This window comes from Mycobacterium sp. DL99 (genome assembly GCF_004762045.1).
In the GTDB taxonomy this organism is placed as follows: domain Bacteria; phylum Actinomycetota; class Actinomycetes; order Mycobacteriales; family Mycobacteriaceae; genus Mycobacterium.
Genome location: NZ_SJOM01000007.1, coordinates 990398 through 1005178 on the forward strand (window position 1 = coordinate 990398; position 14781 = coordinate 1005178).

Here is a 14781-nt window from a genome sequence, read left to right on the forward strand (position 1 = left end):
TTATGGCTGTTGTGCCGCTCGATCCGCACATCGCGCTGCTCGTCAAGACCATGGTCGCGCGTGCCGACGATCTGGCCGACGCGATGGGCGAGGCAATCCGCGAAGCAGTCAGCTTCTACGCCACGAACGCCGGGATAGTGACGTCCGACGAGCTGCACCGCAGTTGCCTGCTGCAGATGTCCTACATGTTGGAAGCGCTCACCGGTGACGGCGCTGCCGATGTGTCGGCCGCAGAGGACGTGGGCGTGCAGCGCGCCGTCGCCGGCGTGCCGCTCGTCGCGGTGATGTCGGCCTACCGGGTGGGCTTCCGTTTCATCTGGGAGACGTCACTGGCCGAGGCGAAGAAGCTCGGCATACCCGCGGAGTCCATCTTGGCCGCCGCATCCCAGATCCTCATCGCGCAGGAGACTTTCACCCAGGCGATGACCGGGGCCTACCGACAGGAGCTCGCCCGGCAGGTGCTCGGCAAGGAAGAGGAGCGCTCGGCGTTGGTCGAGGCGATCCTCATGGGCCGGATCACCGACACCCAGAATCTGTGGGATGCCGCCGACATCCTGCGCCTTCCCACGACTGGGCCGTATGTCGTTGTGGCGGCGCAGGTTCCGAGTATCGGCCGGACCGGATTGCCCGAGATCGAGAATCGCCTGGACGCCCGCGACATCAAATCGGCCTGGCGGCTGTTGCCGGATCTGCAGGTGGGCATCGTGCATCTGCGCAGGCCGGCGGCGCACGAGGACCTGCTCGAGGTGCTGCGGGGGCTGGCGTCGGCACGGGTCGGCGTGAGCCCGTCGTTCCGCGACCTGTCAGAGACGGGGGAGGCGTTGCGGTTCGCCCGATTGGCGATCGCAGGCAAGATGTCCGATGACGGCCTGGTCCGGGTTTTCGACGATTCGCCGCTGGCCGTGGCGGCGGTCGCCGCCCCTGACGTCATGCAGCGGATCAGCCGTGACATGCTCGGCGCGCTCGACAGCCTGCCCGCTGATGAACGGGCCATGCTGACCGAGACGTTCGAGGCATGGCTGGACGCCGGCGGCTCCACGAACGAGACCGCAGCCAAGCTTTTCGTCCACCCCAACACCGCGCGGCACCGGCTGCACCGCATCGAGGAACACACCGGCAAATACCTGAACCGGCCGCGGGACATCGCCGAACTGTGCCTGGCGTTCGAGGTGTACCGCCGGTTGCCCTGACCTAGCCGGCAGGCTCTTGTTGCGTGGTGCAGTGGATGCCGCCCCCGCCCGCCGCGATGCCGTCGATGTTGATCTGCACGACACGGCGGTCGGGGAAGAGCTGCTCCAATTTCTGCCTGGCCACGGTGTCCGCTTCCGGATCGCCGAATTCAGGGGCGATCACACCGCTGTTGCAGACGTAGAAGTTGATGTAGCCGGCCGCGAAGTCGTCGGATTCGAACTCCGGCCGGACCGTATCGGGGCCATCGATGACCACGACGTCGAGTGGCCGGCCTTTCGCGTCGGTCGCTTGCCTGAGGATGTCGAGATGGCGTGCGGTCACGTCGTGGTCCCAGGATGCCGGGTCCGGATCGAATCCGGCAACGACCACCCCGGGCCGGGCGAAGCGCGCATAGAAGTCGGTGTGGCCGTCGGTGATGTCCTTGCCCGCGATGCCGGGCAGCCAGATGATCTTGTCGAGCCCGAGCAGCGGCCGTAGCTCGTCCTCGACATCGGCTTTCGACCATCGTGGGTTCCGGTTCGCATTGAGCACGCAACTCTCCGTGATCAGTGCGGTGCCGTCGCCGTCCACCTCGATGCCACCGCCCTCGAGGACGAGGTCGGTGGGTAGCGCCTCGACACCGGCCCGGGCCGCCACGAAGTCGGCAACATCGGCGTCGTGATCGAAGTCCTGCTTCTCGCCCCAGCCGTTGAAGTTGAAGTTGACGCCGGCCTTCGTCCCGTTGCCCTTCACGAACACCGGTCCGGTATCCCGCATCCACAGATCGTCGAGCGGTGCCTCCACCAATTCCACAGTGGGCCCGACAATCTCGCGTGCCAGATCGCGGTCCTCGGCGCGGACCAGCATGGTGACCGGCTCGAAGTGTGCGATCGTCCGGGCGATCGTCCCCAGGTTGCGGCGTACCTCGGGCAGCAGCGCGGCACCCCAGATCGCCTCGCTCGCGCCGAAAGCCATCCAGGTCCGTTTGTGCGGGTCGCCCTCGTCGGGCATCCGCCAGGTGCGTTGATCCCCGCCGGCGGGGTCACTCTCCTGGCGGGCGGGTTCGGTGCACCCCGCCGCCAGGGCCGCACCGATCACGGCCGCGCCGGACCGGAAGAACTGTCGCCTGAGCACCGGCGTCGTCTAGCGACCGGGCAGCTTCTGCAGCGCCCGGATCATCGGGGTGAGCGCCTTCTGCCACACCGTCTGCGAGATCCCCAGCGGCGGATCGAGGTTGATCACCCGCGCGGTGGAGACGGTCTGGGATTCGGTGTACTTGAGGATCCCGTCGGCGCCATGGCGGCGTCCGACACCGGAGGCCTTCATACCGCCCATCGGGGCCGCGGTGCTGCCGAACGCCAGGGCGTAGCCCTCGTCGACGTTGACCGTGCCGGAATTGATCCGGGCAGCGATCGCCTCACCCTCGGACTTCGATCCGGCCCACACACTGGCGTTGAGGCCGTACTCGGTGTCGTTGGCCTTCTCGACGGCCTCGGCAACGGAGTCGACCGGGTAGATCGACACCAGCGGGCCGAAGGTCTCGTTGCGCGCGCATTCCATCTCGTCGGTGACACCGGTCAGCACGGTCGGCTCGAAGAACAGCGGGCCGATGTCGGGACGCGCATTGCCGCCGGCAACCACGGTGGCGCCCTTGGCCTTCGCATCATCGACATGACCGGACACCGTCTTGATCTGATCTTCGGAGATCAGGCTGCCCATGTCGGCGGTGAAGTCGTAGGCCGCCGACAGGTTCATGTTGCGGACCTGCTCGGCGAACTTGGCGGTGAACTCGTCGGCGACGTCTTTCTCGACGTAGATCCGTTCGATCGAGATGCACAGCTGACCGGCATTCGAGAAGCAGGCGCGGGTGGCGGCCTTGGCGGCCACCTTCAGGTTGGCGCCCTTGGTGACGATCATCGGGTTCTTGCCGCCGAGTTCGGCGGAGAAGCCGATCAACCGGCGGCCGCACTGCTCGGCGAGTGCCCGCCCGGTGGCCGTCGAACCCGTGAACATCATGTAGTCGCAGTTCTCGACGATCGCGGTGCCGACCACCGAACCCGGCCCGGGCACGACCGCGAACAGGTCGCGCGGCAGCCCGGCCTGATACAGCAGTTCGGCGTTGGCCAGCGTGCAGTACGGGGTCTGGCTGTCCGGCTTGACCACCACCGCATTCCCGGCGAGCAGGGCCGGGATCGAGTCCGAGATCGACAGGGTCATCGGGTAATTCCAGGGCGAGATCACGCCGATGACGCCCTTGGGGTGGTGGTTGACCACGGTCTTGACGAATCCCGGCAGTAGACCCTGCACCCGCTTCGTGGACAGCAGCCGGGACGCCTCGCGGGCGTAGTAGCCCGCGTTCAAGATCATGTCGACGATCTCTTCCTGCGCGGCTGAGCGGGCCTTGCCGGTTTCCGCCTGGGCCACATCCATCAGGAAGTCGCGATTCTCGGCCAGCAGTGCGCCGAAGCGCTTGATGATGGCCGCGCGCTCCTTGACCGGGCGCTGCGCCCACTGTGCCTGCGCGGCGCGGGCTTTGGCGAAGGCCGCAGTCACGTCCTCGGCGGTGCCGACCGGGATGGTGGTCAGCTCCTTGCCGGTGAACACCTCATCGATCGGCTTGGACTGCCGGGCTTCGACGTCGTCGATGGCGACGAGCGCGCGCAGGCGGGCGAAGTCGGCGGCGGACGGAGCGGGCATCGGGGACTCCCTACTGGCAAGTAACTAACAGTCAGGCCCAACCTACTCGGTACCGGCGGTCCGACAAAGGCACAGCTTGTCCGATCTGTTCACGACTCAGGGTGGTCCAGCGTCCTAACCTGCAGGTATGTCGTTGAACCTGAACTCGGTCGTCATCGAGATCGTCACCGGAGACCTGCCCCGATCCCTGGACTTCTACCGGCTCCTCGGACTGGCGGTTCCCCAGCCGGACGGGCCGCACGTCGAGGTGGCGTTGCCCGGCGGAAGCCGGCTCGCGTTCGACACCGAGGAGGTGATCGCCGGAATGCATCCCGGCTGGACACCTCCGACCGGGGCCGGACGGGTTGCGTTGGCCTTCGGGCTCGACGCTCCCGCCGACGTCGACGAGCTCTACGAGCGGCTCACCGGTGCCGGGTACCCGGGAACGCTCAAACCGTTCGACGCGCCCTGGGGGCAGCGTTATGCCACCGTCGAAGATCCCGACGGGACCTCGGTGGACCTGTTCGCGGCGTTGGGAAGCTGACGGAGCTGGGCTAATCCGACCCCGGCCAGGGCGCGGACCTCGCGGTGCAGGTGTGGCTGGTCGGCATACCCGGCCTGTGCCGCGACCGTGCCGGCGCTCAGACCGGTGCCGATCAGCCTGACCGCGCGACGGAACCGGAGAATGCGGCGCAGCGTCGCCGGCCCGTAGCCGTAGACGGCCGCGCACTGCCGCTGCACCGTCCGGTTCGACCAGCCGACGTGGCGTGCTGCCGCGGTGACCGATTCGCCGGCCGCCAGCCGGCGCGTGATGTCGTGAAGCGCCGGCAGCGGCCACGGCGCGGTCTCGCCTCGGGGCGGTTGGGATGCCAGCGTTTCGGCAATCTCTTCGAGTGTGCCGCCCTGGTCGATGCTGTGCAGTTCCCGCAGGTCGACCCGAGTGTCGCACAGTTCGGACGCCGGGACGCCGAGCAGGCGAGGCAGGGCCCCCGGCCGAAACCGCAACCCCTGCAATGGATTTCTGCCGCCCGCGGCGATGAACGCCGTGGTGTCGGGGCCGGCGACGACGATCGTGTCGTCCATCTGGATCAGGTCCATGCACCCGTCGGGCAGAATCCGGCCGGGTTCGGCCGGCCCGGTACGGACCCACCGGCGCTCCACGAGTTCGCGCAGGCGCGGCGGCGGATTGTGTTCGCGGTAGCCCACGCCCCCGACGCTACCCGCGCGACCATGCGGTTGAATCGGGGAATGGCCGGGCGACCACGCGACACGTCGATCGACGAGCGGGTGCTTGCGGCCACGCGTGAGCTGCTGGTCGAGGTGGGCTGGGACGACTTGAGCGTTCGGTTGGTCGCGGCGCGCTGCGGGGTGGGCAGGTCCAGCCTGAACCGGCGGTGGGCGTCGAAAGCCGAATTGGTGCTGCATGCGATACTCGGCGAATCACCCGATATGTCACCGTTTTCCGGTACCGATTTGGCCGGGTGGATCGACTGGGTGGTGCGCGGCAGTCATCAGCTGTTCGTCCGTCCCGATGTGAGTGAGGCGGTGCCCGGGTTGCTGCTGGCGCTGCGGGAGAACGCCGCGCTGCGAAAGGCGCTGTGGGAGGGGTTCAGTGGGCCGGCTATCGAGATGTTCGCCGACAGGGGATACGGATCGGAGTCCGAAGCCAGGGCTGCGCTGTCGATGGCGGCCGGGGCGGCGCTGTTCACCACCACGGTGGCGACCGACGACGATTCGCCCGAACTCCAGCAGCAGCTGGTGCGGTTGCTCAGCCGGGCCCTGGGTGTCTCACCGGCCGAATGAGGCCAAGATGGCTTCCTGCGGCGAACGCCACGCCTCGATACCCAGATCGGCGAGTGTGCTCCTGTCGTCGGTGGGGGTGGCTGCGGTCAGCAGCAGCGCCGCTTCGTGGCTGATCCCGTCACCGAGCGGCAGCACCCCGCCGAGCAGATCCGAGCACCAGCCGATGCCGCGGAAAACGCTTCCCGGCAGCGGGATTCGTCGGATCTTGCGCCCGGCGCCTCGTTCGAGCACATCGATCATCTCGTTGAACGACACCATCACGCCGCCGCACACATAACGCTTGGGTCCGCGTCCCGGCATCATCAGCCGCTCGTGCACCAGCGCGACATCACGCACGTCGATCATCTGCATGCCGCCGGTCATCCGGGGCGCCAGACCGGCTTTGACGATCGGCGCCCACCCCCGCTCGGTGACCCCCGCGGCGGTGAAGTAGGCCGGGCCCACCACGCTCGACGGGTAGGTGACCACGACCGGGGCCCCGGCATCTTGCAGTCGTCGGGCCACCCGGTCGGCATAGGCCTTGGTCTGGGCGTAGGGGCTGCGGCCCGGCGCCGGCGGGGTGTCGGCGGAGATCACCCCGTTCGGCGGTGGGAACAGTGAGCTGTAGCTGCTGACCGAGACAATGGGGTCGAGCCCGGCCTCGACGGCGCGGTTCAGCACCGCTTCGGTGGCGTGTGCATTGATCTCCCACATCAGGCGTTCGCGACGCCGATCGGTCCCGACGATGCCCGCGGCATGGATCAGGGCGTCGCACCCGGACAGCAGATCCCCGACGGTGCCGCTGTCCCGGATGTCGCCCTCGAGTACGGACATCTCACCGAGTGCGGCGAGGTGGCCGATCACCTCGTCGTCACCGCAACCCGGTGCGACCAACAGGCGGATGCGATGGCCCACCTCCAGCAGGCGTCGAACGGTGTGGGCCCCGAGATAGCCGGTGCCCCCGGTTACTGCGATATGCATGATCCGTCTCCCGCCTGGCTGCTATATTTCGATGCCAATGGTATCGAAACCGTTCACACCGATGCGGCTGGGGCCGTTGACCCTCAAGAACAGGTTTATCAAGGCCGCGACGTTCGAGGGCGTCATGCCCCGCGGCCAGGTAACCGATGACCTGATCGACTTCCACACCGAGGTGGCCCGCGGCGGCGCGGCGATGACCACCGTCGCCTACTGCGCGATCTCGCCCGGCGGCCGGGTGCATCGCGACACCGTCATCCTCAACGTCGAGACGGTGCCCGCGCTGCGGCGGCTGACCGAAGCGGTGCACCGGGAGAAGGCACTGGTCTGTGCCCAGATCGGACACGCAGGTCTGGTCGCCAATACGCTGTCCAACCGCGCGCGCTCGCTCGCACCGAGTACCCGGATCAGTGCGCCGGCAATGGGGCTGGTGAAAGCGGCCGCACCGGAACAGCTCGACACCGTGGTCGACCAGTTCGGCGTGGCCGCCCGCAACGCTGTCGAGGCGGGGTTCGACGCTGTCGAGATCCACATGGGCCACGGCTACCTGCTGAGTTCGTTCTTCAGCCCCAACCTCAACAAACGTCGCGACGAGTACGGCGGCAGCACCGCCGGACGCGCAGAACTGGCCCGCCGCGTCGCCGAGCGGGTCCGCGCCGAGGTCGGCGAGTCCATCGCGGTAACCGCGAAATTCAACATGGACGACGGTGTGCGCCGCGGCTTCTGGCTCACCGGCAGCCTGCCCACTGCGAAACTGTTGCAGGCCGACGGGCATCTGGACGCCCTGCAACTGACCGGTGGCAGCTCGCTGCAGAACCCGATGTACTACTTCCGCGGCGATGTACCGCTCGACGAGTTCATCGCCTCCCAGCCCACGGTGGTGGGGTTGGGCCTGCGGATACTCGGCCCGCGGCTGTTCAAGACCTATCCCTTCGAAGAGGCGTTCTTCCTGCCGCTGGCTCGCCAGTTCCGTGAGGCGCTGACCATGCCGCTCATCCTGTTGGGCGGCATCAACGAGCTGGCCACTGTGCAGACGGCACTCGACGAGAGCTTCGAGTTCGTCGCGATGGCCCGGGCGCTGCTGCGAGATCCCGCTCTGGTCAACCGGTTTCAGGACGGCGCGGCGGCCGCCGGGCTCTGTGTGCACTGCATGAAATGCATGCCGACGGTGTACAGCGGCACCCGCTGCGTGGTGCGTGGTTAGCGGGAGATGGGCCAGACCGGGTCGGCGCACTCGGTGCCCTCGGCGGTCAACTGCCGCTTGATCACCTTGAACGTCTCGGTACGCGGCAACGCGGGGCCGATCCGGACATACGACGGCCACTGCTTGGGGCCCAGATCGGATTGCTCGGCCAGGAACGCCCGGAACTTGCCTGCGTCGAACACCGCATCCCCGGCCAGCACCAGCGCGGCCATCACCTGATCGCCCACGTTTGGGTCAGGAATCGGATACACCGCCACCTCGGCGACATCGGGGTGGCGCAACAGGATCCGTTCGATCGGCGCGGTTCCCAAGTTCTCGCCGTCGACGCGCATCCAGTCGCCGAGGCGCCCGGCGAAGTGCGCGTAGCCGTTCTCGTCGACGTAGGCCAGGTCTCCGGTGTGGTAGACGCCGCCGGTCATCCGGTCCGCCTCGGCGTCGGGATCGTTGTAGTAGCCGCGGAACCAGCCCGCGCCGGTCGGGTTCACCAACTCGCCGACCACCCCGGGCGGGCACGGCTCGCCGGTGTCCACATCGACGATCGCCACCTGGTCGGTGAGCGGGCCGAGGGCGCCTTCGGGGGTGTCGGGGGTGCGGGCGATCGCGACACCGCCCTCGCTGGAACCGAATCCGTCGACCACGGTCACCCCGAACCGCTCGGCGAACCGGCCGATATCCCGCTGCGCGCCCTCGTTGCCGTAGAGGATTCGTAGCGGATTGTCGGCATCGTCGGGGGCCGGTTCGGTGGCCAGGATGTAGGACAGCGGCTTGCCGACGTAGTTGGCGTAGGTGGCGCCGTAGCGCCGGATGTCGGGCATGAAACCGGATGCGGAGAACTTGCGCCGCAACGCGATCGACGCGCCGGCCGCGGCGGCGACGGCCCAGCCGGCCATGATCGCGTTGGAGTGGAACAGTGGCATCGACAGGTACACGGTGTCGGCCGGACCCAATCCGAATCGGTCGGCCAGCATCCAGCCGGGAAACGCCACCTTGTCGTGGGTGACCCGAACGGCCTTGGGGTCGCCGCTGGTTCCCGAGGTGAAGATGAGCATGAACAGGTCGTCGGCCGACAACTCGGCGAACGTCACCGGGGTGTCCCGATACGACGCGAGTTCGGCTGCCCAGTCGGCGGATTCGACATCGATGAAATCCACCCCGGGCGGGACCGCGTCGGGATTGTCGGTCAGCACCAGCTGACAATCGGCTTTGGCGATGTCGCGGGCGAGTGCCTCACCGCGGCGGGTCTGGTTGAGCCCGACGGGTACCAGCCCGTTCAGGCCCGCGGCCACCAGCAGGCTGGAGAAGAACGTGGTGTTGCCGAGTAGCGCCCCGACGTGCGGGGGTTTGGTGGGGTCCAACCGTGCCCGCAGCGCCGCGGCCAGTTGTGCACCGGCAGCGATGTGGTCGGCCCAGCTGACGAACGAATCCTCTTGGTAAAGGCCACGATCGGTGACCTCGGCCAGCGGGACCAGCAGCTCGGTGACGGTCGGCCTCGCGGTTGGACCCCACATCCCTAGACCGGGGTGTCCGCGAGTTCGCGGCCGATGCGCAGCAACTGCCCGGTCGCCCCACCGAGACCGAACTCGGTCTGCTTGGCGGTCAGGAAGTACCGATGGATCGGGTGATCCATGTCGATACCGACCCCGCCGTGCACGTGCACCGTGGTGTGTGCGACGCGATGCCCGGCCTCGGCGGCCCAGAACGCCGCACTGGCGACATCGATGTCGGCGGGCAGATCCTCCGACAGTCGCCAGGCAGCCTGGGTCAGCGTCAGGCGCAGGCCCTGGATGTCGATGTAGCCGTCGGCCAGCCGCGACGAGACCGCCTGGAAGCTGCCGATCGGCCGGTCGAACTGCTCGCGCTCGCGGGCGTATTCGGATGTCAGCTCCAGTGCCCGCTCCAGCACGCCGAGCTGGAAGGCGCTGCGGCCCAACGCCGCATGCGTGGTCAGCCACTGAGCAACATCGGCGCCGCCGACGACGCGGGCGGCGTCCACCGTGGTGCCCTGCAGCTCCAGATGAGCGACGCTGCCCTTGCCGGTGGTGCTCAGCACGCTGACCGTCACGCCCGGATCATCGCCGGAAACCAGGAAAACGCTGACCCCGGAATCGGTTTCGGCCGGCACCAGGAACGCGTCCGCGATCGGTCCGTAGCTCACCTGGGTGCGGGTGCCGGTGAGCCGGTAGCCCGAACCGTCGGCCTGAGCCTGAACCGGTCCCTGGCCCATCTCGCCGTCCAGGGCCACCGCCAGGATCTTGTCGCCCGCCACGGCCGGTGCCGCCCACCCGGTACGCAGATCCTCGGACCCGAACGCGGCCAGCGCGCCGGCGCCGAGCACCACCGAATCCAGGTACGGCACGGCGGCCAACTGGCGGCCCAGCGCGGTCAGCACGGCGGCCTGCTCGAGCACGCCGAATCCACCGCCGCCCACCGACTCCGGCGCCGCGGCCGACAGCACGTCGGCTTCGGCCAGCTTGGCCCACAGATCCGCGTCGAAACGCTGCTCCAGCGCGTCGAGCTCACGCTGGCGTTCGGGGGTGCACACCGACTCGGTGATGGTGCGCACCAGGCCACCCAGATCGGCGGCCGCTTCGGTCGTCTTGAAATCCATTGGTGTGCCGTCCTTACCGGTTCACTCGGGGCAGGCCGAGCGCGACCATGCCGATGATGTCACGCTGAATCTCGTTGGTGCCGCCGCCGAAGGTCAGGATCAGCGCCGAGCGGTGGAACCGCTCGACGCGGCCGCGCAGCAGCGCGCCCTTGCTGTCCGGGCGCAGCGTGGCCGATGTGCCCAGCACCTCCATCAGCAGGCGGTAGGCCTCGGTGGCCAGCTCGGTGCCGTACACCTTGGCCGCCGACGCATCCGCCGGGGACGGGGCCTCGGTAGCCGAAGACAGTTTCCAGTTGATCAGCTTGAGCACCTCGGCCTTGGCGTGCACCCGGGCCAGATTGAGCTGAACCCACTCGGAGTCGATCAGCCGCTTGCCGTGCACGTCCTTGGTGTTCTGCGCCCACTCCCGGACCCCGTCCAGCGCAACATAGATCGGCTGCGACGACACCAGCGCGACGCGCTCGTGGTTGAGCTGGTTGGTCACCAGCTTCCAGCCGGCGTTCTCCTCGCCGACCAGACTGGTCACCGGGACGCGCACGTCCTGGTAGTAGGTGGCGCTGGTGTCCACACCGGACATGGTGTGCACCGGTGTCCAGGAGAAACCTTCGGCCGTGGTCGGCACGATCAGCATCGAGATGCCGCGGTGCTTCTTGGCCTCGGGATTGGTGCGCACCGCCAGCCATACGTAATCCGCGTAGGCGATCAGGCTGGTCCACATCTTCTGGCCGTTGATGACGTAGTCGTCACCGTCGCGCACCGCGGTGGTGCGCAGCGCCGCCAGGTCGGTGCCTGCGCCGGGCTCGGAGTAGCCGATGGCGAAGTGCAGCTCGCCGGAGGCGATCTTGGGCAGGAAGAACTTCTTCTGTTCCTCGCTGCCGAACGCCATGATGGTCGGCGCCACGCTGTTGAGGGTCAGGAACGGCACCGGTACGCCCGCGATGGCGGCCTCGTCGGCGAAGATCAGCGACTCCATCGGGGAGCGACCCTGACCGCCGTACTCCTTCGGCCAGTTCAGCGTCAGCCAGCCGTCCTGCGCCAGTTGGGAGACGGTCTCGCGGTAGACGTTGCCGCGTCCCATCTCGCCCTCGGACGAGCTGAGTGCCTCTACCCGCTCGGGCGTCATCAACTTGGAGAAGTATGCGCGCAATTCGCGGCGCAGCTCCTCCTGCTCGGGGGTGTAACCGATCCGCATTCCGCTGCATCCTTACTGCTTGAGAGACCTGAGTTCTTACCTCGTTGTAACACGTTCTAGTCTTAGGATCCAGGCCGGTGCCTGACGGGTATCAGTCAGGTGTGGTCGTATTCTGTGGCTGCACGCACGCAGCCCCGTGCGCGCGCACGTCGTGAGGAGGTCGCCATGCGAGTAGAAGTTGACCGTGATCGCTGCGAAGGCAATGCGGTCTGCGTGGGTATTGCCCCTGATTTGTTCGATCTTGACGACGACGACTATGCCGTGGTCAAGTCCGATCCGGTGCCTGCCGACCAGGAGGATCTGGCCGAGCAGTCCATCGCCGAATGCCCCCGTGCAGCCCTGATCCGAAAAGACTAGAGGTATTCATAAATGACCGACGACGCTCAGATCGATCTGTCCGGAAAAGTTGCCGTGGTCACCGGCGCGGCTGCGGGCTTGGGCCGTGCCGAAGCCATCGGCCTGGCGAAGGCCGGGGCGACCGTGGTGGTCAACGACATGGCCGGTGCGCTGGATGCCTCTGACGTCCTCGACGAGATCGCGGCCGCCGGCTCCAAGGGTGTCGCGGTGGCGGGGGACATCAGCCAGCGCTCGACCGCCGACGAGCTGGTCGCGACCGCCGACGGTCTGGGTGGCCTGAGCATCGTCGTCAACAACGCGGGCATCACCCGTGACCGGATCCTGTTCAACATGAGCGACGAGGAGTGGGACGCGGTCATTGCCGTGCACCTGCGCGGCCACTTCCTGCTGACCCGCAATGCCGCGGTCTACTGGCGCAACAAGGCCAAGGCGGGGGATGGCACCGTCTACGGCCGGATCATCAACACCTCGTCGGAGGCCGGACTCTCGGGTCCGGTCGGCCAGCCCAACTACGGTGCCGCCAAGGCGGGCATCACCGCGCTGACGGTGTCGGCGGCCCGGGCCCTGGAGCGCTTCGGCGTACGGGCCAACGCGATCGCGCCGCGGGCCCGCACGGCCATGACCGCCGGCGTCTTCGGCGACGCGCCCGAGGCGGCCGACGGCCAGGTCGACCCCCTGTCGACCGACCACGTCGTCACACTGGTTCGATTCCTGGCCTCGCCTGCGTCCGAAGCCGTCAACGCTCAGCTGTTCATCGTCTATGGTCCAACTGTCACGTTGGTCGCGCCGCCCACAGCGGAGAAGCACTTCACTGCGGACTCCGATGCCTGGAACCCGGCAGACCTCAGCGGGACACTGCACGATTACTTTGCTGATCGTGACCTGGGACGTGGATTCTCGGCCACCGAACTGATGGCCTCACGAGACTGACGGTCTCGTTGAGGGTGGTTTAACGCAACTGGAACAAGTTCTAGTTGCTAGTACATCTAACGTGTCCTGAGCTGGGAAAACCGCTGTTGAAGCTAATAATTTGAATTCTTTGACAGTGCGAACATGTTCTAGTTAATATGATCCGGCTCACTAAGAGCGCAATAAGACCAAGGGGTGGGAGGGCAGCCACGACATGTGGCCGTCAATTTTTCGCTAACGCGAGTTTCCGCAAAATTTTCCCCCATCCGAGTACCCCGAGAACGGAGCCCAGGTTGATCGAACAGCTTGCGGTTCCGGCCCGGGCCGTGGGCGGCTTCGTCGAGATGTCCTTGGACACCTTCGCCAAGATGTTCCGTCGACCGTTCCAGTTCAGGGAGTTCCTGGATCAGACCTGGATGATCGCCCGGGTCTCGCTCGTGCCGACCCTGCTGGTCGCCATCCCGTTCACGGTCCTGGTCGCGTTTACGCTCAACATCCTCCTTCGCGAGATCGGTGCTGCCGACCTGTCCGGCGCGGGCACCGCCTTCGGCACCATCACCCAGCTCGGCCCGGTGGTGACCGTGCTGGTGGTGGCCGGTGCAGGCGCCACGGCGATCTGCGCCGACCTGGGCGCCCGGACCATCCGCGAAGAGATCGACGCCATGCGGGTGCTTGGCATCGATCCGATCCAACGGCTCGTCGTCCCCCGCGTGCTGGCGTCGATGTTCGTCGCGCTGTTGCTCAACGGCCTGGTCTGTGCGATCGGCATCGCCGGCGGCTACGCCTTCTCGGTATTTCTCCAGGGGGTGAACCCCGGCGCCTTCATCAACGGCCTGACCGTGCTGACCGGGCTCGGCGAGCTCGTGTTGGCCGAAATCAAGGCACTGCTGTTCGGCGTGGTGGCCGGCCTGGTCGGCTGCTACCGCGGGTTGACCGTCAAAGGAGGCCCGAAGGGTGTCGGTAACGCAGTGAACGAAACGGTGGTCTACGCATTCATCTGCCTGTTCGTGATCAACGTGATCATGACGGCTATCGGGGTCCGGGTGCTTGTGCGATGAGCTATGACGCCACCCTCCGCTTCAGGCGGCTGTTCCGCAGTGTGCCCAAGACCGTCGACAACATCGGCGAGCAGGCACTGTTCTACGGCGAGACCATGCGGTACCTGCCCAACGCGGTCAACCGCTACCGCAAGGAGACCATCCGGCTGGTAGCCGAGATGACCATGGGCGCAGGCGCCCTGGTCATGATCGGCGGAACCGTCGGTGTTGCGGCGTTCCTCACCCTGGCCTCCGGCGGCGTGATCGCGGTGCAGGGTTACTCGTCGCTCGGCAACATCGGCATCGAGGCCCTGACCGGCTTCCTGTCGGCGTTCCTCAACGTGCGCATCGTGGCACCGGTGATCGCCGGTATCGCCCTGGCCGCCACGATCGGCGCGGGCGCCACCGCTCAGCTCGGCGCGATGCGGGTGGCCGAGGAGATCGACGCCGTCGAAGCGATGGCGGTCCATGCGGTGTCCTATCTGGTCTCGACCCGACTGCTGGCCGGCCTGATCGCGATCGTGCCGCTGTACTCGCTGTCAGTGCTGGCCGCGTTCTTCGCCGCGCGGTTCACCACGGTGTTCATCAACGGTCAGTCGGCGGGTCTGTACGACCACTACTTCAATACGTTCCTGATACCCAGCGACCTGCTCTGGTCGTTCCTGCAGGCGATCGTGATGGCGATCGCGGTGATGCTCGTGCATACCTATTACGGCTACAACGCATCCGGCGGTCCGGTTGGTGTGGGCATTGCGGTCGGTCAGGCCGTGCGCACCTCACTGATCGTCGTCGTCACCATCACGCTCTTCATCTCCCTGGCCGTATACGGCGCGTCCGGCAACTTCAACCTTTCCGGGTAGGTGGCAGG

General features: G+C 67.1%; 15 protein-coding genes. 8 read left to right on the forward strand and 7 right to left on the reverse strand.

What is annotated here, in order from left to right; all coding sequences use genetic code 11:
* The first annotated feature begins 2 nt into the window (after positions 1-2).
* Positions 3-1190, forward strand: a complete 1188-nt coding sequence (locus EYZ64_RS04870) for a PucR family transcriptional regulator (protein ID WP_135452303.1) — start codon at positions 3-5, stop codon at positions 1188-1190.
* A 1-nt stretch (position 1191) separates the two neighbouring features.
* Here EYZ64_RS04870 and EYZ64_RS04875 read toward each other — a convergent pair whose 3' ends face one another.
* A complete protein-coding gene (locus EYZ64_RS04875) occupies positions 1192-2253 on the reverse strand; it encodes an agmatine deiminase family protein (RefSeq protein ID WP_502703006.1) in 1062 nt (353 codons plus the stop codon).
* Between the two features lie 60 nt (positions 2254-2313).
* Entirely contained in the window at positions 2314-3867 is a 1554-nt protein-coding gene (locus tag EYZ64_RS04880; protein WP_135452307.1) for a succinic semialdehyde dehydrogenase, read from the reverse strand.
* A gap of 127 nt (positions 3868-3994) precedes the next feature.
* Between EYZ64_RS04880 and EYZ64_RS04885 the strand changes: the two genes are divergently transcribed.
* The gene (locus EYZ64_RS04885) at positions 3995-4390 is read left to right on the forward strand and encodes a VOC family protein (protein WP_135452309.1); all 396 of its coding nucleotides are present in this window, start codon (positions 3995-3997) and stop codon (positions 4388-4390) included.
* On the opposite strand, the gene EYZ64_RS04890 is transcribed toward EYZ64_RS04885, so the two are convergent.
* Positions 4327-5052, reverse strand: coding sequence for a helix-turn-helix domain-containing protein (locus EYZ64_RS04890; protein ID WP_135452311.1), 726 nt, complete (start codon positions 5050-5052; stop codon positions 4327-4329). The genes EYZ64_RS04885 and EYZ64_RS04890 overlap by 64 nt on opposite strands.
* 42 nt (positions 5053-5094) lie before the next feature.
* Here EYZ64_RS04890 and EYZ64_RS04895 point away from each other — a divergent pair, with 42 nt between their 5' ends.
* Positions 5095-5649, forward strand: a complete 555-nt coding sequence (locus EYZ64_RS04895) for a helix-turn-helix domain-containing protein (RefSeq protein ID WP_135452314.1) — start codon at positions 5095-5097, stop codon at positions 5647-5649.
* Here the strand turns inward: EYZ64_RS04895 and EYZ64_RS04900 are convergent.
* The gene (locus EYZ64_RS04900; RefSeq protein WP_135452316.1) at positions 5635-6609 is read right to left on the reverse strand and encodes an NAD-dependent epimerase/dehydratase family protein; all 975 of its coding nucleotides are present in this window, start codon (positions 6607-6609) and stop codon (positions 5635-5637) included. The genes EYZ64_RS04895 and EYZ64_RS04900 overlap by 15 nt on opposite strands.
* 37 nt (positions 6610-6646) lie before the next feature.
* Here EYZ64_RS04900 and EYZ64_RS04905 point away from each other — a divergent pair, with 37 nt between their 5' ends.
* The gene (locus tag EYZ64_RS04905) at positions 6647-7810 is read left to right on the forward strand and encodes an NADH:flavin oxidoreductase (RefSeq protein WP_135459816.1); all 1164 of its coding nucleotides are present in this window, start codon (positions 6647-6649) and stop codon (positions 7808-7810) included.
* Here EYZ64_RS04905 and fadD17 read toward each other — a convergent pair.
* From fadD17 to EYZ64_RS04920, 3 genes are read right to left on the reverse strand one after another with little or no spacing between them, the layout of a single operon-like run.
* Entirely contained in the window at positions 7807-9318 is a 1512-nt protein-coding gene (gene fadD17, locus EYZ64_RS04910) for a long-chain-fatty-acid--CoA ligase FadD17 (RefSeq protein ID WP_135452318.1), read from the reverse strand. The two genes, EYZ64_RS04905 and fadD17, sit on opposite strands and share 4 nt — an antisense overlap.
* Positions 9319-9320: 2 nt before the next feature.
* On the reverse strand, positions 9321-10418 hold the full coding sequence (locus tag EYZ64_RS04915; protein WP_135452320.1) for an acyl-CoA dehydrogenase family protein: 1098 nt from the start codon (positions 10416-10418) through the stop codon (positions 9321-9323).
* A gap of 13 nt (positions 10419-10431) precedes the next feature.
* Positions 10432-11610, reverse strand: coding sequence for an acyl-CoA dehydrogenase family protein (locus tag EYZ64_RS04920; protein ID WP_135452322.1), 1179 nt, complete (start codon positions 11608-11610; stop codon positions 10432-10434).
* A 165-nt stretch (positions 11611-11775) separates the two neighbouring features.
* Here EYZ64_RS04920 and EYZ64_RS04925 point away from each other — a divergent pair, with 165 nt between their 5' ends.
* The 4 genes from EYZ64_RS04925 (at position 11776) to EYZ64_RS04940 (ending at position 14773) form a co-directional block, all read left to right on the forward strand.
* A complete protein-coding gene (locus tag EYZ64_RS04925; RefSeq protein WP_036391771.1) occupies positions 11776-11967 on the forward strand; it encodes a ferredoxin in 192 nt (63 codons plus the stop codon).
* A gap of 12 nt (positions 11968-11979) precedes the next feature.
* A complete protein-coding gene (locus tag EYZ64_RS04930; protein WP_135452324.1) occupies positions 11980-12897 on the forward strand; it encodes a 3-oxoacyl-ACP reductase in 918 nt (305 codons plus the stop codon).
* Positions 12898-13169: 272 nt separating this feature from the next.
* Entirely contained in the window at positions 13170-13934 is a 765-nt protein-coding gene (locus EYZ64_RS04935; protein ID WP_135452326.1) for an MlaE family ABC transporter permease, read from the forward strand.
* Positions 13931-14773: an ABC transporter permease gene (locus EYZ64_RS04940; RefSeq protein ID WP_135452328.1), complete on the forward strand. Its 843-nt coding sequence runs from the start codon at positions 13931-13933 to the stop codon at positions 14771-14773. Before EYZ64_RS04935 ends, EYZ64_RS04940 begins: the two co-directional genes overlap by 4 nt.
* Positions 14774-14781 lie beyond the last annotated feature (8 nt).

Coding starts and splice junctions, on each gene's coding strand:
- EYZ64_RS04870 (WP_135452303.1), top strand. CDS start 3: ATGGCTGTTGTGCCGCTCGATCCGCACATCGCGCTGCTCGTCAAGACC.
- EYZ64_RS04880 (WP_135452307.1), bottom strand. CDS start 3,867: ATGCCCGCTCCGTCCGCCGCCGACTTCGCCCGCCTGCGCGCGCTCGTC.
- EYZ64_RS04885 (WP_135452309.1), top strand. CDS start 3,995: ATGTCGTTGAACCTGAACTCGGTCGTCATCGAGATCGTCACCGGAGAC.
- EYZ64_RS04895 (WP_135452314.1), top strand. CDS start 5,095: ATGGCCGGGCGACCACGCGACACGTCGATCGACGAGCGGGTGCTTGCG.
- EYZ64_RS04900 (WP_135452316.1), bottom strand. CDS start 6,609: ATGCATATCGCAGTAACCGGGGGCACCGGCTATCTCGGGGCCCACACC.
- EYZ64_RS04905 (WP_135459816.1), top strand. CDS start 6,647: ATGGTATCGAAACCGTTCACACCGATGCGGCTGGGGCCGTTGACCCTC.
- fadD17 (WP_135452318.1), bottom strand. CDS start 9,318: ATGTGGGGTCCAACCGCGAGGCCGACCGTCACCGAGCTGCTGGTCCCG.
- EYZ64_RS04915 (WP_135452320.1), bottom strand. CDS start 10,418: ATGGATTTCAAGACGACCGAAGCGGCCGCCGATCTGGGTGGCCTGGTG.
- EYZ64_RS04920 (WP_135452322.1), bottom strand. CDS start 11,610: ATGCGGATCGGTTACACCCCCGAGCAGGAGGAGCTGCGCCGCGAATTG.
- EYZ64_RS04925 (WP_036391771.1), top strand. CDS start 11,776: ATGCGAGTAGAAGTTGACCGTGATCGCTGCGAAGGCAATGCGGTCTGC.
- EYZ64_RS04930 (WP_135452324.1), top strand. CDS start 11,980: ATGACCGACGACGCTCAGATCGATCTGTCCGGAAAAGTTGCCGTGGTC.
- EYZ64_RS04940 (WP_135452328.1), top strand. CDS start 13,931: ATGAGCTATGACGCCACCCTCCGCTTCAGGCGGCTGTTCCGCAGTGTG.